The following is a 25,907-nucleotide window of genomic DNA, read 5'->3' as shown; positions in this document are numbered from 1 at the left end:
GGCAACGCACTCCGTTGCCGGGGCCGGGTAGTACGCCAATTTCCTGCGGGGACGCCCCTGCACGACCCCACCCGACGCCGTCGTGCGCCCGCACCCCCGGTGGCACCACCGGTGGAAGAACCGGGGGTGCGGGCGCACGACGGGCGGGGCCGGGGGCCTGCAGGGGAGTCCCCGCAGGACGACGAACACATACCGGGGTTTCGCTGCGTGGGACTGGAAACGTTCGTCGTTCGAGGAGACGCCCCGGAGGGACCCCGGACCCCCACCCACCAGCGCGGGCGCACCCCGCGGGGCTCGGCACCCCCACCAAGCCCGTCCGGCGCTTGAGGACAAAGACCCCAGCCCCGGACCGGGGCGAACGACACGGGCGCGCGGTCCACCTTCGCCGGGGGCCGGCCTACTTGCGGCGGGGCTTCTTCGCCTTCGCGGTCTTGCGGGCCGCCGGGTTCCCCGTCCGGGACGAGCGGCGCTTCGCGAACCGGGCCTGGGCCGCCTCGTACTCCGCACGCCGCAGCTTCTCGCCCGGCGCCTCGGAGAACGTACGGAAGAAGTACGCGAGCAGCGAGCCGACGAAGCCGATCGTCTTGAGACCGCGCAGCGCGTCCTCGCGGCCCGGGTCGGCCGGGCGGCGGCTGAAGCCCTCCCACGTCCTGCGGAAGGCGATGGCGCTGCAGATCGCGAACATCAGGACGACCAGCAGGCCGACGAAGCCGCCGATGTCGGCGATCTCCAGGCCCTGGAAGGCGAACCGCAGCACGAAGCAGGAGGCGACCGCGGCGGCGAGCGAGCCGATGGCCGCTCCGACGCGGCGGAGCCCGTAGTTGCCGTCGTGCGCGACCCAGGTCGTGCCGAAGAAGCGCAGGGGCTCGGGCTGCGGGCCGGGGGTGGTCGCGGGGGCTCCGGCGGACGCCGTGCCGGAGTCGGTGGCGCCGGGAGCCGTGCCGTCGGGGATGTCGCTGTTCTCGCTCACGAGGTCGATTATCCCAGGGAAGCGCCCCATGTCCGGATCCCTCCCGGGAGGGATGTCCGGCCCCTCCTGGGAGGGACCGGACGGACGAGGGTGGCTCAGCCCAGCTTGGAGACGTCGCGGACGGCGCCGCGGTCCGCGCTCGTCGCCATGGCCGCGTAGGCGCGCAGCGCCGCCGAGACCTTGCGCTCGCGGTTCTTCGGCGCGTACACGCCGTTCAGCGCCTCGCGGCGGGTGGCGAGCTCGGCGTCGGGGACGAGGAGCTCGATCGAGCGGTTCGGGATGTCGATCCGGATCCGGTCGCCGTCCTCGACCAGCGCGATCGTGCCGCCGGACGCCGCCTCGGGCGAGGCGTGCCCGATCGACAGGCCCGACGTGCCGCCGGAGAAGCGGCCGTCGGTCACGAGTGCGCAGGTCTTGCCGAGGCCCCGGCCCTTGAGGAAGGACGTGGGGTAGAGCATCTCCTGCATGCCGGGGCCGCCGCGCGGACCCTCGTAGCGGATGACGACGACGTCGCCGTGCTCGATCTCCTTGCGGAGGATCTTGTCGACGGCCTCCTCCTGCGACTCGCAGACGACCGCCGGGCCCTCGAAGGTCCAGATCGACTCGTCCACGCCGGCCGTCTTCACGACGCAGCCGTCGACGGCGAGGTTCCCCTTGAGGACCGCGAGGCCGCCGTCCTTGGAGTAGGCGTGCGCCACGTCGCGGATGCAGCCGCCCGCGGCGTCCAGGTCGAGGGTGTCCCAGCGCTCGGACTGCGAGAAGGCGGTCGCGGAACGGACACAGCCCGGGGCCGCGTGCCACAGCTCGACGGCCTCGGGGGACGGGGAGCCGCCGCGGATGTCCCAGTTCTTCAGCCACTCGGCGAGCGTGTCGGAGTGCACCGAGTGCACGTCCTCGTTGAGCAGACCGCCGCGGTGCAGCTCACCGAGGAGGGCGGGGATGCCGCCGGCCCGGTGGACGTCCTCCATGTAGTACGTACCGCCGGGGGCCACGTTGGGCGCGACCTTGGACAGGCACGGGACGCGGCGCGAGACCTCGTTGATGTCGTCCAGCCCGTACGGCAGCTGCGCCTCCTCGGCGGCGGCCAGCAGGTGCAGGATCGTGTTGGTCGAGCCGCCCATGGCGATGTCCAGCGCCATCGCGTTGTCGAACGCGGCGCGGGTGCCGATGGCGCGCGGCAGGACCGTCTCGTCGTCCTGCTCGTAGTAGCGCTTGGTGATCTCGACGACCGTGCGGCCGGCCTCCTCGTACAGCGCCTTGCGGGCGGTGTGCGTGGCGAGGACGGAGCCGTTGCCGGGGAGGGAGAGGCCGAGGACCTCGGTCAGGCAGTTCATCGAGTTGGCGGTGAACATGCCGGAACAGCTGCCGCAGGTGGGACAGGCGTTCTCCTCGATACGGAGGATGTCCTCGTCCGAGATGCTCTCGTCGACCGCGTCACTGATGGCGTTGACCAGGTCGAGCTTGCGGACCGTGCCGTCCACGAGGGTGGCCTTGCCGGCCTCCATCGGACCGCCGGAGACGAAGACCGTGGGGATGTTGAGGCGCATCGCGGCCATCAGCATGCCCGGGGTGATCTTGTCGCAGTTCGAGATGCAGATCAGCGCGTCCGCGCAGTGCGCCTCGGCCATGTACTCGACGGAGTCGGCGATCAGGTCACGGGACGGGAGGCTGTACAGCATCCCGGCGTGACCCATCGCGATGCCGTCGTCGACCGCGATGGTGTTGAACTCGCGGGGCACCGCGCCCGCGGCCTTGATCGCCTCGGAGACGATCCGGCCGACGGGGGCGAGGTGGGTGTGGCCCGGGACGAACTCCGTGAAGGAGTTGGCGACCGCGATGATCGGCTTGCCGATGTCCTCGCTCGCTACGCCCGAGGCGCGCATAAGGGCGCGCGCGCCCGCCATGTTGCGGCCGTGGGTGACAGTGCGGGACCTCAGCTGGGGCATCGTCTCTCGCTCCTTCGACAGAAAAGACTGCTTCTGAGCGTACGCCTCCGGTGCCAAGATCTGGACACGGTGTCCGGAATGCGGGATGCGGTGCTCAGGGGGTGGGCGTTTTCGGGGCTCTGCCCCGGACCCCGCTCCTCAATCGCCGGAGGGGCTTTTTCTGCCCCGCGGGCTCACTTGTCGGAGGGGCTCGATGTGCCGGGCCCGTCCGGACCCGTGGAGGGGTCCGTCAGGTAGCGCTGGAGGGTCGGGGCCACCATCGCGATGATCTTCTCCGGGTCCGCCGATGCCAGGGGCTCCGCCCTCAGCACGTACCGCAGCACCGCGATACCCACCATGTGCGAGGCCGCCAGTTCGGCGCGGAAGGTGGCGTCGGGGACGTCCAGCTGTTCCGCGATCCGGCCCAGCAGGCGCCGCAGCACGAAGCCGCGCAGCACCTTCGCCGCCGCCTCGTGGGTCAGGGCCGAGCGCATCACCGCCAGCAGCGGGGCCCGGGACGCCGGGTTCTCCCAGACCGCGACGAAGTAGCGGGCCAGCCGCTCCCCCACGTCCTGCGTGCCCCCGGCCAGGATCGCCGGGATCTCCAGGGCCGGCTCGAAGGAGACCTCGATCGCGGCCGCGAAGACCTCGTCCTTCGTGCCGAAGTAGTGGTGGACCAGAGCCGCGTCCACCTCCGCCGCCTTCGCGATGCCGCGGATCGACGTCTTGTCGTAGCCGCGCTCGGCGAACTCGGTGCGGGCGGCCGCCAGGATGCGGGTGCGCGCGTCCGGGCCCGTCGTCGCCGCGGTGCGGGAGGGGCGGCCCCGGCGCCTGGGGCCCGGGGCTTCGGCACCCGGGGTCATGAGCGCGGCACCTGCGCCGAGGAGGCGAGGTGCAGACGGGTGAAGGCGAGCGCCTCGGCCAGGTCGGCCTCGCGTTCGGCGGTGGACATCGCCCGGCGGGTGTTGACCTCGATGACGACATGGCCGTCGAAGCCGGTACGGGCCAGCCGCTCCAGCAGCTCGGCGCACGGCTGGTCGCCCCGGCCGGGCACCAGGTGCTCGTCCTTCCCGGAGCCCTTGCCGTCGGCCAGGTGGACGTGGGCCAGCCGGTCGCCCATCCGGTCGACCATCGCCATGCCGTCCGTGCGCGCGGTCGAGGTGTGCGACAGGTCGACGGTGAAGTGGCGGTAGTCGTCGTTGGTGACGTCCCAGTCGGGGGCGTACGCGAGCATCTCGCGGTCCCGGTAGCGCCACGGGTACATGTTCTCGACGGCGAACCGGACGTCCGTCTCTTCGGCCATCCGCCAGATGCCGGTGACGAAGTCACGGGCGTAGTTGCGCTGCCACCGGAACGGCGGGTGGACCACGACGGTCGACGCGCCGAGCTTCTCCGCCGCGGCGCGGGCCCGCTGGAGCTTGACCCAGGGATCGGTGGACCAGACCCGCTGCGTGATCAGCAGACAGGGGGCGTGAACGGCGAGTATCGGCACCTGGTGGTAGTCCGAGAGCCGGCGCAGGGCCTCGACGTCCTGGCTGACGGGATCCGTCCAGACCATGACCTCGACGCCGTCGTACCCCAGGCGCGCGGCGATCTCGAAGGCCGTCGCCGTCGACTCCGGATAGACCGAGGCCGTCGACAGGGCGACCTTCGCATCCGGGATGCGCACCACTGGTTCTGCCACGCAGACAGCGTACGGGCAGCGGTGCGCCGCGCCGAGGGAGCCCGGCGGAAAGTGAGAAGGGCCATGGCGGCTGGAGGCCTTCTCAGTTCAGGGCCTCGTCCTCCGTGGACGTCAGATGGTCCAGGCGGCGCAGGATGACTCCCTCGCGCAGCGCCCAGGGGCAGATCTCCAGCTCCTCGACGCCCAGGAGGTCCATCGCGCCCTCCGCGACCAGCGCGCCGGCCAGCAGCTGGGCGGACCGGCCCTCGGAGACGCCCGGCAGGTTCCCGCGCTCCTCGACCGTCATCGCGGCCAGCTTCGGCACCCACTCCTCCAGGGCCTTGCGGCTGAGGGTGCGCTGTACGTGGAGCCCCTCGGTGGACCGTGCCGCGCCCGCGATCCTGGCGAGCTGCTTGAAGGTCTTGGAGGTCGCCACCACGTGGTCGGGGCGGCCGAAGCGGGTGAACTCGCCGACACTGCGGGCGATCCGCGCCCGTACGTGCCGGCGCAGCGCCTTCACCTCGGCCGGGTCCGGCGGATCGCCCGGCAGCCAGCCGGCCGTGAGGCGGCCGGCGCCGAGCGGCAGGGACACGGCGGCGTCCGGCTCCTCGTCGATGCCGTACGCGATCTCCAGCGAACCGCCGCCGATGTCCAGGACCAGCAGCTTGCCCGCGGACCAGCCGAACCAGCGGCGGGCGGCGAGGAAGGTGAGGCGGGCCTCCTCCGCGCCGCTGAGGACGGCGAGGTCGACGCCCGTCTCGTCCTTCACCCGGGCCAGCACCGTGTCGGCGTTGCTCGCCTCCCGTACCGCGGAGGTGGCGAACGCGAGCACGTCCTCGCAGCCCTTGTCCTCCGCGGCCTGGAGGGCGCCGGCGATCGTCGCCACCAGCCGGTCCACGCCGAGCGGGCCGATCGCCCCGTCCGCTTCGAGGAGTTCGGCCAGGCGCAGCTCCGCCTTGTGCGAGTGCGCGGGCAGCGGGCGGGCGCCGGGGTGCGCGTCGACCACCAGCAGATGAACCGTGTTCGACCCCACGTCGAGGACTCCGAGTCTCATGCGCAGAACGCTACTGCGGCCGCGGAGCAGACCGCCCGGCGCATGGGGGTGGGTGAAGGAGCGGGGCCGGGTGCGTGCGGCTGCGGGACGGAGGATCGAGGCCCGGCGGAGCCCTGGTGATGGACGACAACGCGGCAGATGCGCGTGCCCAGCCCCGCGACGCCGCACCCATGCGCCGGTCGGTCTTACTCTTGGCCCGTGCCAAAGACGAAAAAGGCGAAGCCGGGCAAAGTCACGAAGAAGCAGAGAACGAAGCAGGAGATGCAGCAGCCGGAGACAGCGGGACCGGACAGGTCCGACGAGACGGGGATCGACTTCGCACGGGCCTGGGTGGAGTTCCCCGACCCGGCCGACGACGAACAGGTCTTCCGGTGTGATCTGACCTGGCTGACCTCCCGCTGGACCTGCATCTTCGGCAGCGGCTGCCAGGGCATCCAGGCCGGTCGCGCGGACGACGGGTGCTGCACCCTGGGCGCCCACTTCTCGGACGAGGACGACGAGAAGCGGGTGGCCAGGAACGTGGCCCGGCTCACCCCCGACCTGTGGCAGTTCCACGACGTGGGTACGGAGTCGGGCTGGGTCCAGACCGATGACGACGGGGAGCGCCAGACGCGGCGCTGGGAGGGTTCGTGCATCTTCCAGAACCGGCCCGGCTTCGCCGCCGGTGCCGGCTGCTCGCTGCACATCCTGGCGCTGCGGGAGGGCAAGGAGCCCCTGGAGACCAAGCCGGACGTGTGCTGGCAGCTGCCGGTCCGGCGTACGTACGACTGGATCGACCGGCCCGACGACACCCGGGTGCTCCAGGTGACGATCGGTGAGTACGACCGCCGGGGCTGGGGTCCGGGCGGTCACGACCTGCACTGGTGGTGCACGTCGGCGACGTCGGCGCACGGTGCCGGGGAGCCGGTGTACGTGTCCTACCGGCCCGAGCTCACCGAGCTGATGGGCAAGGAGGCGTACGACCGGCTGGTCGAGCTGTGCGAGGAGCGGCTCTCGTCGCTGCTGCCGATGGCGCCGCACCCGGCGGACCCCGCGTAACGCCTGCGGGCCCGCCGCCCCGGGGGTGGCGGGTCCGTCAGTCGGCGGCCGGCGGGGTGCTCGGGCCCTTGCCCGGGTCGGACGGGGACGGGGAGTCGGTCGGGTCCGGGGACGGGCTCGGCTCGCCCGGGTCCGTCGGCGGCCGGGTGCTGCCCGTGGGATCGGGTGTGGGGGTCGGTGTGGGATCCGGGTCCGACGGGGTCGGGTCGGAGGGGACCGGCGGATGCGGATGCGCCGGAGTGCCCGGCAGCGGGGGCCGCGACGGGACTCCGGGGGGCGTCGTCCGTCCTCCGTACCCCCGCATCGCCACGACCGACCCCGACGGGGCGACGACGATCCGTGCCGTCCAGCGTCCGGCCGGCTCGCGGGCGTGGTCCACGAGGACGCGGATCGTGATGCTCCCGCCGGGGGCGAGCTTCCCCGACGTGCTGCTCAGCCGCAGCCAGGTCTGGCCCGTGCCGGCCGACCAGGTGACCGGGCCCGCCTTGGACGCGGTGAGGGTGATCGTCGTCGTGCCGCCGGACGAGCGGGCCTCGACGGTGAGGCGGCCGGCCGCGGTGCCGTCCCGGCCCGGGGCCGCGTCCACGCTGATGACCTCGGCCGAGACGTCCGGGAGTCCGCTGCCGTCCGTGAAGACGGGGCCCGGCTCGGGGCGGGCGTTGCCCGCGTTCTCGTAGTGGCCGTAGGGGTCGTCCCCCCGCCCGTCGTCCGCCTCGGTCGCGGTGACCGCCGAGCCGTCGTGGCCCTCGCCGGTGAGCGGCGCGCCCCGGTAGGCGGACCACAGGGCGATCACCGGAGCGGCGACGACCGTGGCGACGACCGTCGTCGTCATGACCCTCGACCGCAGCCGGTCCCGGCGCGCGGCATGGTCCTTCGGGTCCATCGGGAAGCCTGTGCGGTCGAACCGGGGGGTGGCGGACCGATTCTTCTGATGTTTCTGCGCGTGCATCATCGCCACATAGGCGGAGGGGCGCGGCGCCTCGACGACGGCCAGCGCGGCCGCGGGGGTGACGGCGGCCCCCGGCCAGGGCCCCTGTGCGTCGGCGCGCTCGGCCGCGCGGCGGCAGCGCGGGCAGTCGTCCACATGCCGTACGAGCTCGCGGCGCAGCGTGGCGGAGAGCAGCACGCGGTGGTCGCCGGTGAGCCGGCCGACCGTGGGGCAGTTGCCCGTCTCCACTACGGCGAGGGCGGCCCTGGTCCGTTCCACTTCGCAGGCGGCCGCGGCCAGGAGCTCCCGGGCGGTGGCGAGCTCCAGCCCGAGGACGGCGGCGACGGCGCGCGGGGTGAGCCGGTGGCGCACGGCGAGCTCCAGGGCCTCGCGCTGTTCGGGGGTGGTGCCCGCCGCTTCGGGCCAGGCCAGCTGGGCCAGCTCGCGGCGGTGCGCCTCGACGGCCGCGGGGCTGCCCGCGGGGCCGGGGGGCGGGGAGCCGGCCGGCCGGGGTGCGGACGGGGTGAGGGGTGGTGCGGCCGGGGTTTTCGGGGCGTGTGCGGCGGGGGGCGTGCGCCGGACCGCGCGGGCCGGCGGTGCGACCGGGCCGCGGTGCTCGTCAGTGGGCTGCTTCCTGCGCGCCTGCGGCCCGTCGGACCTGCGGTGCGCCTGGCGGCCCTGCTTCTGCTCGGTGAGCTTGCGCAGGCACATCCACCTGGCCAGCGCGTACAGCCAGGTTTTACGTTCCTCCTCGCCGGTGGGACAGCGCCCGCCCTGCCGCTCCGCCAGCGCGAGCACACTGCCCAGGGCCTCGGTGGCGGCGTCGTGGTCGCAGAGCACCGAGAGGCAGTACGTGAACAGGCCGTCGAGATGCGGCTCGTAACGGGCGGGCGGCTGCTTCGGCGACGGATGGGGCGCGCGGCGCTGCCCCCGGTGTGCGCCGGGGGTGTTCGTGGGGGTCTCCAGCCTGCTGCTCGTCACCTTGCGACCGTAGGCAGCGCGGGGCATACGTCTCGCACCCCTTGAACACTTTTAACCCTTACGGGTGAACGTATCGCTCAATAAGGGACAGGAATCTGCGATTCCGCCCCCGGATCCGCTGTCCGGATTCCGCCCGTGACGCCCTCGGTACCCCTGTCCGGATTCCGTCCGCGGCGCCCCGGAGCCGCTGCCCGCTCCCCGCCGCGGCCCGCGCCGGGCTCCACTGTCCGACCCCACCTATACGGTGGCGCCATGGCCACCCGTACGAAATCCGCGAAGGACCGGCCGTCCTACCGCTGCACCGAATGCGGCTGGACGACCGCCAAGTGGCTCGGCCGCTGCCCCGAATGCCAGGCGTGGGGGACGGTCGAGGAGTTCGGCGGCGCCCCCGCCGTCCGCACCACCGCGGCCGGCCGCGTCTCCACCGCCGCGCTCCCCATCGGCCAGGTCGACAGCCGGCAGGCCACCGCCCGCTCGACCGGTGTCGGCGAGCTGGACCGGGTGCTGGGCGGCGGTCTCGTGCCCGGTGCCGTGGTGCTGCTCGCGGGCGAGCCGGGCGTCGGGAAGTCGACGCTGCTGCTGGACGTCGCGGCCAAGGCGGCGAGCGAGGAGCACCGCACGCTCTACGTCACCGCCGAGGAGTCCGCCAGTCAGGTCCGGATGCGCGCCGACCGGATCCGGGCGATCAACGACCATCTCTATCTGGCGGCGGAGACCGATCTGTCCGCGGTTCTCGGCCATCTGGACGCGGTCAAGCCGTCGCTGCTGGTCCTGGACTCCGTACAGACGGTCGCCTCCCCCGAGATCGAGGGCGCGCCCGGCGGCATGGCCCAGGTCCGCGAGGTCGCGGGGGCGCTGATCCGCGCGTCCAAGGAGCGGGGCATGTCGACCCTGCTGGTCGGCCATGTCACCAAGGACGGCGCGATCGCCGGGCCGCGGCTGCTGGAGCACCTGGTCGACGTGGTGCTGTCCTTCGAGGGTGACCGCCATGCCCGGCTGCGGCTCGTGCGCGGCGTGAAGAACCGCTACGGGGCGACCGACGAGGTCGGCTGCTTCGAGCTCCACGACGAGGGCATCACCGGCCTCGCCGACCCCTCCGGCCTCTTCCTCACCCGGCGTGACGAGCCGGTGCCCGGCACCTGCCTGACCGTGACCCTGGAGGGCAAGCGGCCCCTGGTCGCCGAGGTCCAGGCGCTCACCGTCGACTCCCAGATCCCCTCGCCCCGGCGCACCACCTCGGGTCTGGAGACGTCCCGCGTCTCGATGATGCTGGCCGTCCTGGAGCAGCGCGGCCGGATCAGCTCGCTGGGCAAGCGGGACATCTACAGCGCGACGGTCGGCGGGGTGAAGCTCTCGGAGCCCGCCGCGGACCTCGCGATCGCCCTCGCGCTGGCCAGTGCGGCGAGCGACACACCGCTGCCCAAGAACCTGGTCGCGATCGGCGAGGTGGGTCTCGCGGGCGAGGTCAGACGGGTAACGGGGGTCCAGCGCAGACTGGCCGAGGCACACCGTCTGGGCTTCACCCACGCGCTCGTTCCGACCGATCCGGGGAAGGTCCCGGCCGGTATGAAGGTCACGGAAGTCGCCAACATGGGCGACGCGCTCAGGGTGCTCCCGCGCCGCTCTCGTGCACAGGCCCCACAGGAGGACGGCGCACGCCGGTAGACTTTGCCCTGGTCTCGCCCGTCCGTACGAACGGTATGAGGGACACAGGGTCTTTCGTCCGGATCAGGCCGGGCCGGGGACGGGGTCCGGTGCACACCGGAAACCGCGAGCCCGGCATGATCCACAAAGAGGCCCAAGGGCACCGCAAACCTGTGACCGGAGGAGTGCAGTGGCAGCCAGCGACCGGGCAGCATCGCCCGGAAAGTCCGGCCAAGGCACCGGTAACGAGGCGCTGATGCGCGCCTCGTTGACCGCCGTCGCGCCCGGAATGGCCCTGCGGGACGGCCTGGAGCGCATCCTCCGTGGCAACACCGGAGGCCTGATCGTGCTCGGCATGGACAAGACCGTCGAGTCGATGTGCACGGGCGGCTTCGTGCTGGACGTGGAATTCACCGCGACCCGGCTGCGTGAGCTCGCCAAGCTCGACGGGGCTCTGATCCTCGACAAGGACATGACCAAGATCCTGCGGGCCGGCGTCCAGCTGGTCCCGGACGCCTCGATCTCCACCGAGGAGACGGGCACCCGCCACCGCACCGCGGACCGGGTCTCCAAGCAGTGCAACTTCCCCGTGGTCTCCGTCTCGCAGTCGATGCACCTCATCGCGCTGTACGTGGACGGGGAGCGCCGGGTCCTGGAGGAGTCCGCCGCGATCCTCTCCCGGGCCAACCAGGCTCTCGCCACGCTGGAGCGGTACAAGCTCCGGCTCGACGAGGTCGCGGGCACGCTCTCCGCGCTGGAGATCGAGGACCTGGTGACGGTCCGGGACGTGACGGCGGTCGCCCAGCGGCTGGAGATGGTCCGGCTGATCGCGACCGAGATCGCCGAGTACGTGGTGGAGCTCGGGACCGACGGCCGCCTCCTCTCGCTCCAGCTGGACGAGTTGATCGCCGGGGTCGAGCCGGAGCGCGAGCTGGTGGTGCGCGACTACGTGCCGGAGCCCACGGCGAAGCGCTCGCGCACGGTGGCGGAGGCGCTCACCGAGCTGGACGCGCTGTCCCACACCGAGCTGCTCGAACTCCCGGTGGTGGCAAGGGCGCTGGGGTACAGCGGTTCCCCGGAGACCCTCGACTCGGCGGTGTCGCCGCGCGGTTTCCGGCTGCTGGCGAAGGTGCCGCGGCTGCCCGGGGCGATCATCGACCGGCTGGTGGAGCACTTCGGCGGTCTGCAGAAGCTGCTCGCGGCCAGCGTGGACGATCTCCAGACGGTGGACGGCGTCGGCGAGGCCAGGGCGCGCAGTGTGCGCGAGGGGCTGTCGCGACTGGCCGAGTCGTCGATCCTCGAACGGTACGTGTAGGGGAGTACGCACGAGCGGGGCGCTCACGAGCGCCCCGCCGGCCCTTCCGGGCCCGTCAGTCCTTCGCGAGGACGAACGAGGCGCGCTGCACGGGCTCTCCCGGCGCCTTCGCCTCGACCAGGTACGTACCCGGTCCGGCCTTCCCCGCGGGCGGCGTCGCGCACTTCGGGGCGCTCTTCGCGCGGTCCCACTCGACGGCGTGCTCGACGGTCGCGCCCGCCGGAACCTTCAGGAACACGGCCGCCGCCTTGCGCGGGCAGTCCTTCGAGGACCACACCTCTTCGTCGTCACCGCCGGCCTCCGTGATGGTGAGCACCGCGGCCTTCGGGCCGAAGTCGGCCTTGCACGCGGTCGACGAGGTGTTCTCGGCGATCAGCCGGAACCTCGGCTTCTCGTCGGGTCCGTAGCGCAGTTCGGTCTTGAGGGTCAGCCGCAGCGTGGCGGGCACGCAGTCGGGGAGCGAGGAGCCTGCCGGGACCTGCTGTCCGGCGCTGCCGCCGGCCGTACCGCCCACTCCGCCGCCGGAGCCGGAACCGCCGTCCGTGCCAGCGGCGTTGCCGTCGCCGCCCGTTCCGCTTGAGCCGCCGGAGCCGCCCGCACCGCCGTCCGAACTTCCGCCGCTTCCGCCGTCGTCGCCGCCGGAGCCGCCCGACTCGCCGCCCCCGCCCGGCTGTTCACTGATCGCCGGTCCGGAACCGGAGGGACCGGGAGTGATCGAATCGGTCGGACCCGATCCGGGTGGCCGCGAGTCGTCGTGATTCCCCTTGCCGCCACCGGACGTGACGGCCCATACGATCAGCAACGCGAGCAGCGCAATCAGCGTCGCCGCTACCGCCCTCCGTCGCCAGTAGATGGTGGAGGGAAGCGGACCGATCGGATTACGCAGAGATCCCACGGCGCAAACTGTACGAGAGAACAGCGCCAACTCCCGCCCCACCCGCCGCCATGGGCCGCCGAATTTGCGGATCATCATCCCGGGACGGCCTGTTCCCGCTCCGGACTCCCCCGCGGACACCCTCGGCGTTCGCACGACAGCGGTACGTGACAGCCGTGCGCGACCGGCCGGCCCGGACCGTTCGCCCGTCATGGGGCCAGTTGCCGCAACGGCTCGCGGGGCGTGCCGCCACTTGCCGGAGCGCAGGTCCGGTGGGGCGCGGGACAGAGGGGTGGCCCTATCACTCCAAGGGCTCTTCTGCGGGGCGACACCCCCGTACCCGTGACGTCCGTCTGCCCTTCCGTGCCAGGATCGTCGGTGCGATGACTGCCACGACTGCGACACAGACGCCCCCCGCCTCCCTCCACACCCCTGTGATCGGGTGGTTCGACCAGCACGCCCGCGATCTGCCCTGGCGCCGCCCCGAAGCGGGCGCCTGGGGTGTGATGGTGAGCGAGTTCATGCTGCAGCAGACCCCCGTCAACCGGGTCCTCCCGGTGTACGAGCAGTGGCTGGCCCGCTGGCCGCGCCCCGCCGACCTCGCGGCGGAGCCGCCCGGCGAGGCCGTCCGCGCCTGGGGCCGGCTCGGCTATCCCCGGCGAGCGCTGCGCCTCCACGGGGCCGCCCAGGCAATAGCGGAACGCCATGGCGGAGACGTACCGAGCGAGCACGCCCAGCTGCTCGCCCTGCCCGGCATCGGCGAGTACACGGCGGCGGCCGTGGCCTCGTTCGCCTACCGGCAGCGGCACGCCGTCCTCGACACGAACGTCCGCCGGGTGTTCGCCCGGGCCGCGAGCGGCATCCAGTACCCGCCGAACGCGACCACCGCGGCCGAGCGCAAACTCGCCAGGGCGCTGCTGCCGGAGGAGGACGAGCAGGCGGCACAGTGGGCCGCCGCGACGATGGAGCTCGGGGCCCTCGTCTGCACCGCGAAGAACGAGGACTGCACGCGCTGCCCGATCTCCGGGCAGTGCGCCTGGCGGCTGGCCGGGAAGCCCGCGCACCAGGGGCCCCCGCGCCGCGGCCAGACCTACGCCGGTACGGACCGGCAGGTGCGCGGCAGGCTCCTCGCGGTGTTGCGCGAGTCGGTGACGCCGGTACCGCAGTCGGCACTCGACGCGGTCTGGGAGGAGCCGGTGCAGCGGGCCCGCGCGCTCGACGGCCTGGTCGCCGACGGTCTGGTCGAACCGCTGGCCGGCGGCCAGTACCGGCTGCCGCTGACCTGACCCGACCGGCCCGGCGGGCCTCCCGCCCGCCGGGTGACGGTCCCCGCGGGGCCTTTGTCCCGCTCCTCCCTGCGCTGTTACACAACCGATGGACAGCCGTGCGTCCGCGTACGGCTGCTCCGCACAGCCTCGTGACAACAGCTCCGTAGCGTCACCGACGTCAGCCCGATGACCAGCGGCTGACGGTGGTTCTACGGGGTTTCACGGGGACGGAGGCGGTTGTAATGGCGCAGGGCGAGGTGCTCGGCTTCGAGGAGTACGTACGTACCCGGCAGGACGCACTGCTGCGCAGTGCGCGCCGGCTGGTCCCCGACCCCGTGGACGCGCAGGACCTGCTGCAGACCGCACTGGCCCGCACCTACGGCCGCTGGGACGGCATCGCCGACAAGTCCCTCGCCGACGCCTATCTGCGCCGCGTCATGATCAACACCCGCACCGAGTGGTGGCGGGCGCGCAAGCTGGACGAGGTCCCCACCGAGCAGCTCCCCGACGCCAGCGTCGAGGACGGCACCGAGCAGCGCGCCGACCGCGCCCTGCTGATGGACGTACTCGGCGTCCTGGCTCCCAAGCAGCGCAGCGTGGTCGTGCTGCGACACTGGGAGCAGATGAGCACGGAGGAGACGGCCGCGGCGCTCGGCATGTCGGCCGGTACGGTGAAGAGCACGCTGCACCGCGCGCTGGCGCGACTGCGCCAGGAGCTGGAGAGCAGGGAAGCGGCGGGCCGCGAGGACCGGATCCGGGAGGACCGGGACCGCGCTGTGGCCGGCCGCATCGTGGCGGCCCGTCGGCCGGCACGGTCGCGGACACAGGCAGGGGCGCCCCGGGAGGGGCGTCACGACGAGCGGGGGCGGGAGCGGTGCGCGGCCTGACAGGCAGCGGTGACGACGGCGGCACAGGAGCCGGCGGCGTCACCGGAGGCCCCACGGGGGGCGGGGCCGGCGGCGGGCGGGGACGCCGGCCGGCGGGCTGGGCGGCGAGCAGTACGGCTCTGGCCGGGCTCGCCGTCTTCGGGCTGTTCGCCGTCAGCTGCTCCACCGGCGGCACGGGCACGCGTGACGAGGGGCCTGCGGGCAGCCAGCCGGTCGCCCAGGTCACTCCCAGTTCCACCACACCCTCCACGGCGAAGCCGACGCCCCGGGTCGACGCCGTGAGCCTGCTCAAGGCGGACACCAAGGTCAGCGAGCGGGTCCGGACGGACCTGAGGCCGTGCACCGGTGACGAGTACCCGGTGGACACCTCGTACGGCAGCCTGACCGGCGGCCCCTCCGCCGACGTCGTGGTGAACGTGATGACCTGCGGCGACTCGGTGGGCGTGGGCACGTACGTGTACCGGCCCCGGCCCGACGGCAGGTACGAGAACGTGTTCGCCATCGAGCAGCCCGCGGTCTACGGGACCATCGACCGCGGTGATCTGGTGGTGACGACCCAGGTGTACGGGAAGAAGGACGCGGTCGCCTACCCCTCGGGCGAGGAAGTGGTCACGTACCACTGGGCGAGCAGCCGGTTCAGTGAGCAGGACCGGGTGCACAACGACTTCAACAGAGCCGTCGGAGCCGGAGAAGGGGACTTCCCGGAGCCCGCGGCACCGACGAAGAACTGAGAGCAGTCCGATGGCCGAGACCCATGTCCTGTTCGTCGAGGACGACGACGTCATCCGCGAGGCCACCCAGCTGGCGCTGGAGCGGGACGGCTTCGTGGTCACCGCGATGCCCGACGGCCTGAGCGGCCTGGAGGCGTTCCGGGCCGACCGGCCCGACATCGCGCTGCTCGACGTGATGGTGCCGGGCCTGGACGGGGTCAGCCTCTGCCGGCGCATCCGGGACGAGTCGACCGTTCCCGTGATCATGCTGTCGGCGCGGGCCGACTCGATCGATGTGGTGCTCGGCCTGGAGGCCGGTGCCGACGACTACGTCACCAAGCCGTTCGACGGTGCGGTCCTGGTCGCCAGGATCCGGGCCGTGCTCCGCCGCTTCGGCCATGCGTCGGGCAGCGGTGCGGGCGGCGAGGCCCCGGCGCGGTCCGAGGGCGGTGTGCTGGTCTTCGGTGACCTGGAGATCGACACCGAGGGCATGGAGGTCCGCAGGGGCGGCGAGCAGGTGGCGCTGACCCCGACCGAGATGCGGCTGCTGCTGGAGTTCTCGTCCGCGCCCGGCACGGTGCTCTCCCGGGACAAGCTGCTGGAGCGGGTCTGGGACTACGGCTGGGGCGGTGACACCCGGGTCGTGGACGTCCATGTGCAGCGGCTGCGCACGAAGGTCGGCCAGGACCGCATCGAGACGGTCCGCGGCTTCGGCTACAAGCTCAGGGCATGAGGCGCCTGGCCCTGCGGACGGGCGTCCGCTGGAAGATCAGCATCGCGATCGCGTCGGTCGGCGCCCTGATCGCGGTCGCGCTGAGCCTGGTCGTGCACAACGCCGCCAGGGTCTCGATGCTGGAGAACGCGCGCGAGGTCCAGCTGGAGCGGCTGACCTACGCCCAGCTGCTGTACGAGGCGACGAAGACGAAGAAGGCCGATCCGCGGTTCGGCGCGAAGCTCAACGATCCGACGATGCCGAAGAGCCTGCGCCAGGAGACCCGGCGCAACCGGCGCGCGACGCACGTCGAGGACGGCGGCGGGGTGCCCGACGTGTGGGCGGCCGTACCGCTGGCCAACGGTGACGTGCTCTCGCTGCACACCCGGTTCGCCGACCGGTCCACCACGATCATGGGCGATCTGGACCGGGCCCTGATCATCGGCTCGGTCTCGGTGGTCCTCGGCGGCTCCGCGCTGGGGGTGCTGATCGGCGGCCAGCTCTCGCGCCGGCTGCGCAAGGCGGCGGCCGCGGCGGGGAAGGTCGCGCAGGGCCACACGGACGTACGCGTCAGGGACGCCGTCGGCGGGGTCGTCCGGGACGAGACCGATGAGCTGGCCGGCGCGGTGGACGCCCTGACGGACGCGCTGAACGAGCGGATCGAGGCCGAGCGCCGGGTCACCGCGGACATCGCGCACGAGCTGCGCACCCCCGTGACGGGGCTGCTGACGGCTGCCGAGCTGCTGCCGCCCGGGCGGCCGACCGAGCTCGTACGGGACCGGGCGCAGGCGATGCGCACGCTGGTCGAGGACGTACTGGAAGTGGCCCGGCTGGACAGCGCGTCCGAGCGGGCCGAGCTGCAGGAGATCGCGCTGGGTGAGTTCGTCGGCCGCCGGGTGGCGCTGCTGGACCCGCAGGTGCGGGTGCAGGTGGTCCACGAGTCGTGGGTCAGCACCGATCCGCGCCGGCTGGAGCGCATCCTGGGCAATCTGCTGGGCAACGCAGCCAAGCACGGCTCCACGCCGGTGGAGGTCACGGTCGAGGGCCGGGTGGTGCGCATCCGCGATCACGGTGCGGGGTTCCCGGCGGCGCTGCTGCGGGAGGGGCCGAGCCGCTTCCGTACCGGATCCACCGACCGGGCCGGGCACGGGCACGGGCTGGGGCTGACGATCGCGGCCGGTCAGGCCCGGGTGCTCGGTGCCCGGCTGACCTTCCGCAACGCGGCGCCCGAGGGCGCAGCGGAGGGCGCGGGCGGCGCGATCGCCGTCCTGTGGCTGCCCGAGCACGCACCGACCGACACGGGCAGCTACCCGATGCTGCAGCTGGCCGAGCAGCGCCGCCCGGCCGCGGGCGATGACGCGCATCTGCGTGGCGGGGAGCGGCCGGGCCGCTGAGCGTCCGTACAGCAGGAAGGGGCCCCGGGACGCATGCGTCCCGGGGCCCCTTCACAGGCCGGAGGCTAGACGGCGGCGTCGGTCACCGGGGCGGACTCCGGGCCGGCTCCCCGCAGCGGCACCTCCTTGACGAACACCGCCGCCACCAGGGCGATGAGTCCGACCGAGGCCCCGACCAGGAAGGCGATGTGCGTACCGGACGCCACCGCGTACTCGTACGCCTCGCGCACCGGCACCGGCAGTTTCGCCAGGCTCGCCGCGTCCAGCTGCGCGCCGTGCATGGTGGCGCCCGCGCCACCGCGGGCGGCCATCTCGTCGCTCACCCGTCCGGTGAACAGCGCGCCCATGATGGCGACACCGAAGGAGCTGCCGAGCGTACGGAACAGGGTGGTGGAGGACGAGGCGACGCCCATGTCCTTCAGCTCGACGCTGTTCTGCGCGACGAGCATCGTGATCTGCATCAGGAAGCCCATGCCCGCGCCGAGCACCGCCATGTAGACGCCGGAGGTGAACCGGCTGGTGCCCGTGTCCATGGTGGAGAGCAGGAAGAGTCCGGTGACCATCAGGATCGATCCCACGATCGGGAAGATCTTGTAGCGGCCGCTGCTGGTGGTGATCCGGCCGGCGACCAGCGAGACGATCATCATCGCCAGCAGCATCGGCAGGAGCAGCAGTCCGGAGTTGGTCGCGGACGCGCCCTGGACGGACTGCTGGAACAGCGGCAGGTAGAGCACCGCGCCGAACATCACGAAGCCCGCCATGAAGCCGACCACGGACATCAGGGTGAAGTTGGCGTTGCGGAAGATGTGGAGCGGGATGATCGGCTCGGCGGCCTTGGTCTCCACGAAGACGAAGCCGGCCAGCGAGGCGACGCCGATGGCGATGAGCTCCATGATGACGGCGGAGTTCCAGTCGTACTCCGAGCCGCCCCAGGTGGTCACCAGCACGATCGCGGTGATGCCGACCGTCAGCAGTCCGGCGCCGAGGTAGTCGACCTTCGCCTTGGTGCGTTCCCGCTTGGGCAGGTGCAGCACGATGGTGATCATGGCCAGGGCGACGGCGCCCAGCGGCAGGTTGATGTAGAAGCTCCAGCGCCAGCCGAGGTGGTCGGTGATGGTGCCGCCGACCAGCGGTCCGCCGATCATCGCGATCGCCATCACGCCGGCCATCATGCCCTGGTACTTGCCGCGCTCACGGGGCGGCACGAGATCGCCGATGATCGCCATGACACCGACCATCAGACCGCCGGCACCCAGGCCCTGCACGGCCCGGAAGCCGATCAGCTGGCCCATGTCCTGGGACATGCCGCTGAGGACCGAGCCGATCAGGAAGATCACGATGGACGTGAGGAAGATGCCCTTGCGCCCGTACATGTCGCCGAGCTTGCCCCAGATGGGGGTGGAGGCCGCGGTGGCCAGGGTGTAGGCGGTGACGACCCAGGAGAGGTGTTCGAGACCGCCGAGGTCACCGACGATGGTCGGCATCGCGGTGCCGACGATCAGGTTGTCGAGCATGGCCAGCAGCATGGCGATCATCAGGGCGAGCACCACCACCCGGACGCTGCGCTGCTGCGGCCCCGGTTTTCCCGCCGGTCCGGACGAGGCGTCGTCCGCCTTCCTGTCCGCCGCCTTCATCAGGTCCGCCATGTTCCCCAACTCCCCAGATCCCCGATACCGGACCACTTACTTGCCGCCCGGCTAGTTGACTACACTAGGGGAAAGTAACCCCGTAACTAGCCGGGCGTCAAGTACGTTTTATTGGGAGAGCAGCCATGGGCAGCACGCCACAGCCGCGCCGGGGCAACACCCGTCAGCGCATCCAGGACGTCGCTCTGGAGCTCTTCGCCGAGCAGGGTTACGAGAAGACCTCGCTGCGCGAGATCGCGGAGCACCTCGACGTCACCAAGGCAGCGCTCTACTACCACTTCAAGACCAAGGAAGACATCCTCGTCAGCATCTTCGAGGACCTCAACCGTCCCATCGAGGAGCTGATCGCCTGGGGCGCGACACAGCCGCGCACCCTGGAGACGAAGAAGGAGATCCTCAGCCGCTACAGCGACGCGCTGGCCGGCGCCGCCCCGCTCTTCCGCTTCATGCAGGAGAACCAGGCGACCGTGCGCGACCTGAGTATCGGCGACACGATCAAGGGCCGGATCCTGGGACTCGTCGACCTGATCAAGGATCCCGACGCCCCGCTCACCGATCAGGTGCGCTGCTTCAGCGCACTCTTCACGATGCACGCCGGGATCTTCGCGCTGAGAGACGTCGAAGGCGACCCCGAGGACAAGCGCAAGGCCGTCCTCGAAGTCGCCGTCGAACTGGTCACCCGGGCCCATGACCCGGGTTCCGCCCAGTAGCGTCCCCCGACAGGGGGTGGTGTCGCGGTCGGATCAGACCGAGACGCCCTCCTTGTGCAGGTAGTTGACCGGGTTGACCGCCGAACCGTAGTTCGGGGTGGTGCGGATCTCGAAGTGCAGGTGCGGGCCGCTGGAGTTGCCGGTGTTGCCGGACAGGGCGATCTTCTGGCCCTTCTTCACGTGCTGGCCGATGTGCACCTTGATCTTCGAGAGGTGCGCGTACTGGGAGTACGTGCCGTTGCTGTGCTTGATCACGATGGCGTTGCCGTACGCGGGACCGTCGCCGCCACCGTTCGGGCCGGCCTTCACGATGGTGCCCTTGTGCGCGGCCTCGACCTTGGTGCCGATCGGCACGGCGAAGTCCTGGCCGGAGTGCTTGTGCGACCAGCGGCTGCCGTCGTTGCCGAAGCTGGCGCTCAGCTCGTAGTGGTGGACCGGGGTCTCCCAGCCGAGCTTCGCGGCCCTCTTGGCGGCCGCCTTCTTCTTGGCCGCGGCCTTCTTCTTGGCCGCTTCGGCCTTCTTCGCCGCGGCGTGCTTGGCCGCCTTGCCCTGCGCGACCGCCTGCTGGGCGACCGAGTCGGCGGTGGTGGTGCTCGCCAGGCTCGCGGCGCCGGTGGTACCCGTCGTGCCGGCCGCGAACGCAGCGCCCGCACCGAGAACCATCGACGTCCCCAGGCCGGCTGCCACCACGGCGCCACGGACACGGGAAGCGGACGGGCGGCGGGACTGGAACGTAACGCGCTTCGACATAAGCGGAAGACCTCCGGAGATGACTGGACCCGGCGTTCGTGCCGGGCTGGCCATTCCTTGGTAACCCGGACCCCCGCCGGTGCTCAAACCCCCCATCTACGAAGAAAAGCCGTAGCCGGAGCCCGGGGAATTCGCCGCCGACGGTCCCGGACGGCGGCCTCCGCGCACAGCCGGAAGTCTTCGGCCGGACAGGTTTAACCCCAGTTCGAACCCGACCTAAACGGACACAGCCCCGCCATCCGGGCAGTTCACCCCAAACCCCTGAAGGTCCCGCCGGGCGCAGGGCCGAAGGTCCCGCCCGCGATCATGCCCGTTGCTCCTAAGGCACCTAGTAGGCCTCAAATGGGCTGTGCGCCTTGTCACCGGCGGTGGGACCAAGGGCTGTCCGTTTCGGGACCTTCGGCCTGCAACCGATCGCCGCCCCGCGGCCTCCCCCTGCATGACGGGCAGGCCGGATACCTGCTTCGCGTGCAGGGCCACGAGCCGCTTGGCGCCCCCGTCGTCGCCAGGTTCCACCGCCGCAGTCGCCGCTGCCGTCGTTGCAGGCCCGGCACAGCTTCCCGCTGCCGGTGTGGTGTGCGGTCCGCGGCTACGGGCCGGGAGCGGGCGTGGGTCCGGCCGGAGCCGACGCGAGCGGGAGCGGGCAGGGGCTAGCCGGAGCCGACGCGACCGGGACATCTCCGTGACGCGTGCCGTCACGCTGCACTCCGCAGCAAAGGGCCACGACAGGGGCACAGCAAAGGGCCACAGCAAAAGGGCGGCCCCGGACCGGTGTGAACCGGTCCGGGGCCGCCCCTTCGGACGCTCGGGCGCTAGGCGCCTGTCACGCTTCCTTCGTCATGTTCGGGCCGGCGCCGCCTGCCGCCTGCTCGATCGGAGGGACGTCGGGCAGAGCCGACTTCTCCTCGCCACGGAAGGTGAACTTCTTCTCCTCACCCTCGCCCTCGGTGCCGACGACCACGATGTGACCGGGGCGCAGCTCACCGAAGAGGATCTTCTCGGAGAGGATGTCCTCGATCTCGCGCTGGATCGTCCGGCGCAGCGGCCGGGCGCCCATCACGGGGTCGTAGCCCTTCTTCGCCAGGAGCGACTTCGCTTCCGCGCTGAGCTCGATGCCCATGTCGCGGTCCTTCAGCCGCTCGTCCACCTTGGCGAGCATGAGGTCGACGATCTGGATGATGTCTTCCTCGGTGAGCTGGTGGAAGACGACCGTGTCGTCGACACGGTTGAGGAACTCGGGCCGGAAGTGCTGCTTGAGCTCTTCGTTGACCTTCGTCTTCATCCGCTCGTAGTTCGTCTTCACGTCGCCCTGGGCCGCGAAGCCCAGGTTGAAGCCCTTGGAGATGTCCCGGGTCCCGAGGTTGGTCGTCATGATGATGACCGTGTTCTTGAAGTCCACCACCCGGCCCTGGGAGTCGGTCAGGCGACCGTCCTCCAGGATCTGGAGCAGGGAATTGAAGATATCGGGGTGGGCCTTCTCGACCTCGTCGAAGAGGACGACGGAGAACGGCTTGCGGCGCACCTTCTCGGTGAGCTGGCCGCCCTCCTCGTAACCCACGTAACCGGGGGGAGAGCCGAAGAGACGCGAGACCGTGTGCTTCTCGCTGAACTCCGACATGTCGAGGGCGATCAGCGCGTCCTCGTCACCGAAGAGGAATTCGGCGAGCGTCTTGGAGAGCTCGGTCTTACCGACACCGGACGGACCGGCGAAGATGAACGAGCCACCGGGGCGCTTCGGGTCCTTCAGACCGGCTCGCGTACGGCGGATCGCCTGCGAGAGGGCCTTGATGGCGTCCTTCTGGCCGATGACGCGCTTGTGCAGCTCGTCCTCCATGCGCAGCAGACGGGAGGACTCCTCCTCCGTCAGCTTGAAGACCGGGATGCCGGTCGCGGTGGCGAGGACCTCGGCGATGAGCTCGCCGTCGACCTCGGCCACGACGTCCATGTCGCCGGCCTTCCACTCCTTCTCGCGCTTGGCCTTCGCCGCCAGCAGCTGCTTCTCCTTGTCGCGGAGAGACGCCGCCTTCTCGAAGTCCTGGGAGTCGATGGCCGACTCCTTGTCGCGGCGCACGCCCGCGATCTTCTCGTCGAACTCGCGGAGGTCCGGCGGCGCGGTCATCCGGCGGATGCGCATCCGGGAACCGGCCTCGTCGATCAGGTCGATCGCCTTGTCCGGCAGGAAGCGGTCCGAGATGTACCGGTCGGCCAGCGTCGCGGCCTGGACCAGCGCCTCGTCCGTGATGGACACGCGGTGGTGGGCCTCGTAGCGGTCGCGCAGACCCTTGAGGATCTCGATGGTGTGCTGCAGCGACGGCTCCGCGACCTGGATGGGCTGGAAGCGGCGCTCGAGAGCGGCGTCCTTCTCCAGGTGCTTGCGGTACTCGTCGAGCGTGGTGGCACCGATGGTCTGGAGCTCGCCTCGCGCCAGCATGGGCTTGAGGATGCTCGCCGCGTCGATCGCGCCCTCGGCGGCGCCCGCACCCACCAGGGTGTGGAGCTCGTCGATGAACAGGATGATGTCGCCGCGGGTGCGGATCTCCTTGAGGACCTTCTTCAGGCGCTCCTCGAAGTCACCGCGGTAGCGGGAGCCCGCGACCAGCGCACCGAGGTCGAGGGTGTAGAGGTGCTTGTCCTTGAGGGTCTCGGGCACCTCGCCCTTGACGATGGCCTGCGCCAGGCCCTCGACGACCGCCGTCTTGCCGACGCCGGGCTCGCCGATGAGGACCGGGTTGTTCTTCGTACGGCGGGACAGCACCTGCATGACCCGCTCGATCTCCTTCTCGCGCCCGATGACCGGGTCGAGCTTGGATTCACGAGCGGCCTGGGTGAGGTTCCGGCCGAACTGGTCGAGCACCAGGGACGTGGAGGGCGTGCCCTCCGCGGGGCCGCCGGCTGTGGCGGCCTCCTTGCCTCCCGAGTACCCGGAGAGCAGCTGGATGACCTGCTGGCGGACCCGGTTCAGGTCGGCGCCCAGCTTCACGAGGACCTGGGCTGCGACGCCCTCGCCCTCGCGGATCAGGCCGAGCAGGATGTGCTCGGTGCCGATGTAGTTGTGGCCGAGCTGAAGGGCCTCGCGGAGCGACAGCTCCAGGACCTTCTTGGCTCGGGGAGTGAAGGGGATGTGGCCGGACGGGGCCTGCTGGCCCTGACCGATGATCTCCTCCACCTGCTGGCGGACCGCCTCGAGCGAAATCCCGAGGCTCTCCAGGGCCTTAGCGGCGACACCCTCACCCTCGTGGATCAGGCCCAGGAGGATGTGCTCGGTGCCGATGTAGTTGTGGTTGAGCATCCGGGCTTCTTCCTGAGCCAGGACGACAACCCGCCGCGCGCGGTCGGTGAACCTCTCGAACATCGTTAATCGCTCCTCAGAGCGGTCAGGCAGTAAGGGGTCGGTCCCCTCCCTGTCCTTCCGCAGCTTAGTCCCGCAAGCGGGGACCGCTCATTTCAACTGCCGACACCCGGCCCTGCTTCCCGGGGGATCTGCTGCCCCGAACGCCGACAACTGCTCCAACCCGATGGTGCGAGACGATGTTCCCGCAGGCCAGGCAGATACCCCTATCGCCAGTACGCCGATGGCGAACGTGAGACGTCCGGTGGCTTGCGTGTCGCCCCTCCCCACTAGGGATGTCTTACCCGCAATTACAGACAGTCCATGCGGCGTACGCGGGTTCCCTCCGCTACGGGCGAACATCTTCGTACTCCCGAATGCGCCCGTACGCCCCCAACCCGGACACACTATGCGTTCGATCAAGAACTCTGCGTAACTCCTGGGGTGGATCGGGAGTTCTTCCCACATGGCCCTCACCGTCCCGCCGCCCCGAACCGCGTCCCCCGCAGAGCGGGGTGGCCGCGCCGATGGCCCGTCACGCGACGCGTGGGCCCGGTGGTACGAGGAGGAGCTCGGCTGGGCGACGGCGGGCAGCGCCCCGGTGCGCCTGCTGACCGGGCTGCGGTTCGACGCGCTCGTCGTCCCCGCGGCCGCGGGTCACGCGGCGCTGCGGCGGGTGGGCCGGACCGGTCCTGTGACGTTGACGGGCCGGCGGATGACCCTGCTGGTGGCGCCGGGGAGCGCCGACGAACTGCCCGGGCTGCTCGACTGGCTGGAGTGGGGCGGGGTCGCCCTCGCGATCGGCGCCCTCGGCGCGGGTGGCCGGATCACCGCTCCGCCCCCGCCGGGCCGGCCGGGTCCGCCGGGGGCCGCCGTATGGCTGCGACCCCCCTGTCCACCGCACGAGCAGGGGGAGGAGCCGGTCCTCCCGGCCCTCTCCGGCTTCGGGAGCAGGGGTGGGGATACTCCCGATCTCATCCGGCTCGTGGACGCCGTGGCGACGGAATGCCATCGGGCCCGGTTGATGCGTGCCCGTACGGGACCGCGCACCGGTGGAACGACTGCTCAGCCGTTGGCCTTCTCGTAAGCCTCACGGATGTCCGCGGGAACACGGCCGCGGTCATTCACGCTGTGGCCGTTCTCGCGCGCCCACTTACGGATCTCGGCGGTGTCCTTGTTGCCACCGGGAACGGCGCGGCCCTTGCCACGTCCGGACGCGGCACGGCCACCGGTACGCCGGCCGCTCTTCGCGTAGGGCTCGAGAAGCGTCCGGAGCTTGTCCGCGTTGGTCGTGGTGAGGTCGATCTCGTACGTCTTGCCATCCAGCGCGAACGTGACGGTCTCGTCCGCCTCGCCGCCGTCGAGGTCGTCAACAAGAAGGACCTGAACCTTCTGTGCCACCGGATTTCCTTTCATCGAAAATGGAGTACGCGGAAAGGAAACCGCTTTTCCCCGGAAAACACAAACCCCCGGGAGAGGTTCAGGAGCGCAAGAAGACGGGAAACGTGCGCGATTCGGACATAGGGATCGGGCTTCTTCCGGCGGTCACAGGTGCAGAAGCATCCGGCTGTTGCCCAAGGTGTTCGGCTTCACTCGTTCGAGACCGAGGAACTCCGCGACTCCCTCGTCATAGGAACGCAGCAGCTCGCTGTAGACATCTCCGTCGACCGGAGTCTCTCCGATCTCCACGAAGCCGTGCTTCGCGAAGAAGTCGACTTCGAAGGTGAGACAGAAAACCCGTCGCACACCGAGCCAGCGGGCGGTCTGCAACAACTTGTCCAGGACTTGATGCCCGACTCCGGCACCCTTGATGCTGTGATCGACCGCGAGAGTACGGACTTCGGCCAGGTCTTCCCACATCACATGGAGTGCGCCGCAGCCGATGACCCTGGCGTCCTCGTCGCGTTCGGCGATCCAGAACTCCTGGATGTCCTCGTAAAGCGTCACCGTCGCTTTGTCGAGCAGGATGCCTTCTCGTACGTAGCCGTCGAGGAGACGGCGGACCGAGGCCACATCGCTCGTCCTGGCACGTCGGACGGTGATGGCGACGTTTATAACCGACTCTTCGGTATGGAAATCGGTTCGCGGATGCTCTGAGGACATACCCCGA

The 25,907-nt window shown here is 71.1% G+C and carries 22 protein-coding genes; 10 read left to right on the top strand and 12 right to left on the bottom strand.

Features of this window, described 5'->3' with window-relative positions; translation table 11 throughout:
• Positions 1-397 precede the first annotated feature (397 nt).
• The 5 genes from OG521_22405 to OG521_22385 all read right to left on the bottom strand — a co-directional run bounded on the left by OG521_22405 (position 398) and on the right by OG521_22385 (position 5,612).
• Positions 398-970, bottom strand: coding sequence for a hypothetical protein (locus OG521_22405; protein WUW23383.1), 573 nt, complete (start codon positions 968-970; stop codon positions 398-400).
• A gap of 95 nt (positions 971-1,065) precedes the next feature.
• On the bottom strand, positions 1,066-2,916 hold the full coding sequence (gene ilvD / locus OG521_22400) for a dihydroxy-acid dehydratase (GenBank protein ID WUW23382.1): 1,851 nt from the start codon (positions 2,914-2,916) through the stop codon (positions 1,066-1,068).
• A 173-nt stretch (positions 2,917-3,089) separates the two neighbouring features.
• Positions 3,090-3,758: a TetR family transcriptional regulator gene (locus OG521_22395; protein WUW23381.1), complete on the bottom strand. Its 669-nt coding sequence runs from the start codon at positions 3,756-3,758 to the stop codon at positions 3,090-3,092.
• Positions 3,755-4,564, bottom strand: a complete 810-nt coding sequence (locus OG521_22390; GenBank protein WUW26764.1) for a sugar phosphate isomerase/epimerase — start codon at positions 4,562-4,564, stop codon at positions 3,755-3,757. Before OG521_22390 ends, OG521_22395 begins: the two co-directional genes overlap by 4 nt.
• A gap of 97 nt (positions 4,565-4,661) precedes the next feature.
• The gene (locus OG521_22385) at positions 4,662-5,612 is read right to left on the bottom strand and encodes a Ppx/GppA family phosphatase (protein WUW23380.1); all 951 of its coding nucleotides are present in this window, start codon (positions 5,610-5,612) and stop codon (positions 4,662-4,664) included.
• 198 nt (positions 5,613-5,810) lie between these two features.
• Between OG521_22385 and OG521_22380 the strand changes: the two genes are divergently transcribed.
• A complete protein-coding gene (locus tag OG521_22380) occupies positions 5,811-6,650 on the top strand; it encodes a hypothetical protein (GenBank protein ID WUW23379.1) in 840 nt (279 codons plus the stop codon).
• 37 nt (positions 6,651-6,687) lie between these two features.
• Here OG521_22380 and OG521_22375 read toward each other — a convergent pair whose 3' ends face one another.
• Positions 6,688-8,559: a hypothetical protein gene (locus OG521_22375; protein ID WUW23378.1), complete on the bottom strand. Its 1,872-nt coding sequence runs from the start codon at positions 8,557-8,559 to the stop codon at positions 6,688-6,690.
• A gap of 252 nt (positions 8,560-8,811) precedes the next feature.
• Here OG521_22375 and radA point away from each other — a divergent pair, with 252 nt between their 5' ends.
• Together radA and disA are read left to right on the top strand one after the other, a co-directional pair.
• Positions 8,812-10,224, top strand: coding sequence for a DNA repair protein RadA (gene radA / locus OG521_22370; GenBank protein ID WUW23377.1), 1,413 nt, complete (start codon positions 8,812-8,814; stop codon positions 10,222-10,224).
• A gap of 169 nt (positions 10,225-10,393) precedes the next feature.
• Entirely contained in the window at positions 10,394-11,518 is a 1,125-nt protein-coding gene (disA, locus tag OG521_22365; protein WUW23376.1) for a DNA integrity scanning diadenylate cyclase DisA, read from the top strand.
• Positions 11,519-11,573: 55 nt separating this feature from the next.
• Here disA and OG521_22360 read toward each other — a convergent pair whose 3' ends face one another.
• Complete coding sequence (locus OG521_22360) at positions 11,574-12,371, bottom strand: hypothetical protein (GenBank protein ID WUW26763.1); 798 nt, start codon at positions 12,369-12,371, stop codon at positions 11,574-11,576.
• 404 nt (positions 12,372-12,775) lie between these two features.
• On the opposite strand from OG521_22360, the gene OG521_22355 reads away from it, so the two are divergent.
• The 5 genes from OG521_22355 to OG521_22335 all read left to right on the top strand — a co-directional run bounded on the left by OG521_22355 (position 12,776) and on the right by OG521_22335 (position 17,363).
• A complete protein-coding gene (locus OG521_22355; protein WUW23375.1) occupies positions 12,776-13,678 on the top strand; it encodes an A/G-specific adenine glycosylase in 903 nt (300 codons plus the stop codon).
• A gap of 224 nt (positions 13,679-13,902) precedes the next feature.
• Positions 13,903-14,547 (top strand): SigE family RNA polymerase sigma factor, encoded by a 645-nt coding sequence (locus tag OG521_22350; GenBank protein ID WUW23374.1) that lies wholly within the window; start codon positions 13,903-13,905, stop codon positions 14,545-14,547.
• On the top strand, positions 14,535-15,278 hold the full coding sequence (locus OG521_22345) for a hypothetical protein (GenBank protein ID WUW23373.1): 744 nt from the start codon (positions 14,535-14,537) through the stop codon (positions 15,276-15,278). The genes OG521_22350 and OG521_22345 overlap by 13 nt, the downstream gene beginning before the upstream one ends.
• A gap of 10 nt (positions 15,279-15,288) precedes the next feature.
• Positions 15,289-15,990 (top strand): response regulator transcription factor, encoded by a 702-nt coding sequence (locus OG521_22340; protein WUW23372.1) that lies wholly within the window; start codon positions 15,289-15,291, stop codon positions 15,988-15,990.
• Complete coding sequence (locus OG521_22335; GenBank protein ID WUW23371.1) at positions 15,987-17,363, top strand: HAMP domain-containing histidine kinase; 1,377 nt, start codon at positions 15,987-15,989, stop codon at positions 17,361-17,363. Before OG521_22340 ends, OG521_22335 begins: the two co-directional genes overlap by 4 nt.
• Positions 17,364-17,428: 65 nt before the next feature.
• Here the strand turns inward: OG521_22335 and OG521_22330 are convergent, their stop codons facing one another.
• Positions 17,429-19,009, bottom strand: a complete 1,581-nt coding sequence (locus tag OG521_22330; GenBank protein WUW23370.1) for an MFS transporter — start codon at positions 19,007-19,009, stop codon at positions 17,429-17,431.
• A gap of 125 nt (positions 19,010-19,134) precedes the next feature.
• Here OG521_22330 and OG521_22325 point away from each other — a divergent pair, with 125 nt between their 5' ends.
• Complete coding sequence (locus OG521_22325) at positions 19,135-19,719, top strand: TetR/AcrR family transcriptional regulator (protein WUW23369.1); 585 nt, start codon at positions 19,135-19,137, stop codon at positions 19,717-19,719.
• A gap of 33 nt (positions 19,720-19,752) precedes the next feature.
• Here OG521_22325 and OG521_22320 read toward each other — a convergent pair whose 3' ends face one another.
• Together OG521_22320 and OG521_22315 are read right to left on the bottom strand one after the other, a co-directional pair.
• Positions 19,753-20,469 carry a M23 family metallopeptidase gene (locus tag OG521_22320; protein WUW23368.1) on the bottom strand — a complete coding sequence of 239 codons (717 nt, stop codon included), beginning with the start codon at positions 20,467-20,469 and terminating at the stop codon, positions 19,753-19,755.
• A gap of 823 nt (positions 20,470-21,292) precedes the next feature.
• Positions 21,293-23,821 (bottom strand): ATP-dependent Clp protease ATP-binding subunit, encoded by a 2,529-nt coding sequence (locus OG521_22315; protein WUW23367.1) that lies wholly within the window; start codon positions 23,819-23,821, stop codon positions 21,293-21,295.
• Positions 23,822-24,263: 442 nt separating this feature from the next.
• Between OG521_22315 and OG521_22310 the strand changes: the two genes are divergently transcribed.
• Positions 24,264-24,884, top strand: coding sequence for an SCO3374 family protein (locus tag OG521_22310; GenBank protein ID WUW23366.1), 621 nt, complete (start codon positions 24,264-24,266; stop codon positions 24,882-24,884).
• On the opposite strand, the gene OG521_22305 is transcribed toward OG521_22310, so the two are convergent.
• Together OG521_22305 and OG521_22300 are read right to left on the bottom strand one after the other, a co-directional pair.
• Positions 24,863-25,198, bottom strand: coding sequence for an Lsr2 family protein (locus OG521_22305; protein WUW23365.1), 336 nt, complete (start codon positions 25,196-25,198; stop codon positions 24,863-24,865). The genes OG521_22310 and OG521_22305 overlap by 22 nt on opposite strands.
• A gap of 144 nt (positions 25,199-25,342) precedes the next feature.
• Complete coding sequence (locus OG521_22300; protein WUW23364.1) at positions 25,343-25,900, bottom strand: amino-acid N-acetyltransferase; 558 nt, start codon at positions 25,898-25,900, stop codon at positions 25,343-25,345.
• Positions 25,901-25,907 lie beyond the last annotated feature (7 nt).

The sequence above is a fragment of the Streptomyces sp. NBC_01463 genome, from assembly GCA_036227345.1.
Taxonomy (GTDB): Bacteria; Actinomycetota; Actinomycetes; order Streptomycetales; family Streptomycetaceae; genus Streptomyces.
Note: the sequence above shows the minus strand (reverse complement) of the source record. Positions and strands in the feature narration are given on the sequence as shown.

Coding starts and splice junctions, on each gene's coding strand:
- OG521_22395 (WUW23381.1), bottom strand. CDS start 3,758: ATGACCCCGGGTGCCGAAGCCCCGGGCCCCAGGCGCCGGGGCCGCCCC.
- OG521_22385 (WUW23380.1), bottom strand. CDS start 5,612: ATGAGACTCGGAGTCCTCGACGTGGGGTCGAACACGGTTCATCTGCTG.
- ilvD (WUW23382.1), bottom strand. CDS start 2,916: ATGCCCCAGCTGAGGTCCCGCACTGTCACCCACGGCCGCAACATGGCG.
- OG521_22330 (WUW23370.1), bottom strand. CDS start 19,009: ATGGCGGACCTGATGAAGGCGGCGGACAGGAAGGCGGACGACGCCTCG.
- OG521_22315 (WUW23367.1), bottom strand. CDS start 23,821: ATGTTCGAGAGGTTCACCGACCGCGCGCGGCGGGTTGTCGTCCTGGCT.
- OG521_22325 (WUW23369.1), top strand. CDS start 19,135: ATGGGCAGCACGCCACAGCCGCGCCGGGGCAACACCCGTCAGCGCATC.
- OG521_22335 (WUW23371.1), top strand. CDS start 15,987: ATGAGGCGCCTGGCCCTGCGGACGGGCGTCCGCTGGAAGATCAGCATC.
- OG521_22310 (WUW23366.1), top strand. CDS start 24,264: ATGGCCCTCACCGTCCCGCCGCCCCGAACCGCGTCCCCCGCAGAGCGG.
- OG521_22340 (WUW23372.1), top strand. CDS start 15,289: ATGGCCGAGACCCATGTCCTGTTCGTCGAGGACGACGACGTCATCCGC.
- OG521_22320 (WUW23368.1), bottom strand. CDS start 20,469: ATGTCGAAGCGCGTTACGTTCCAGTCCCGCCGCCCGTCCGCTTCCCGT.
- OG521_22355 (WUW23375.1), top strand. CDS start 12,776: ATGACTGCCACGACTGCGACACAGACGCCCCCCGCCTCCCTCCACACC.
- OG521_22350 (WUW23374.1), top strand. CDS start 13,903: ATGGCGCAGGGCGAGGTGCTCGGCTTCGAGGAGTACGTACGTACCCGG.
- OG521_22300 (WUW23364.1), bottom strand. CDS start 25,900: ATGTCCTCAGAGCATCCGCGAACCGATTTCCATACCGAAGAGTCGGTT.
- radA (WUW23377.1), top strand. CDS start 8,812: ATGGCCACCCGTACGAAATCCGCGAAGGACCGGCCGTCCTACCGCTGC.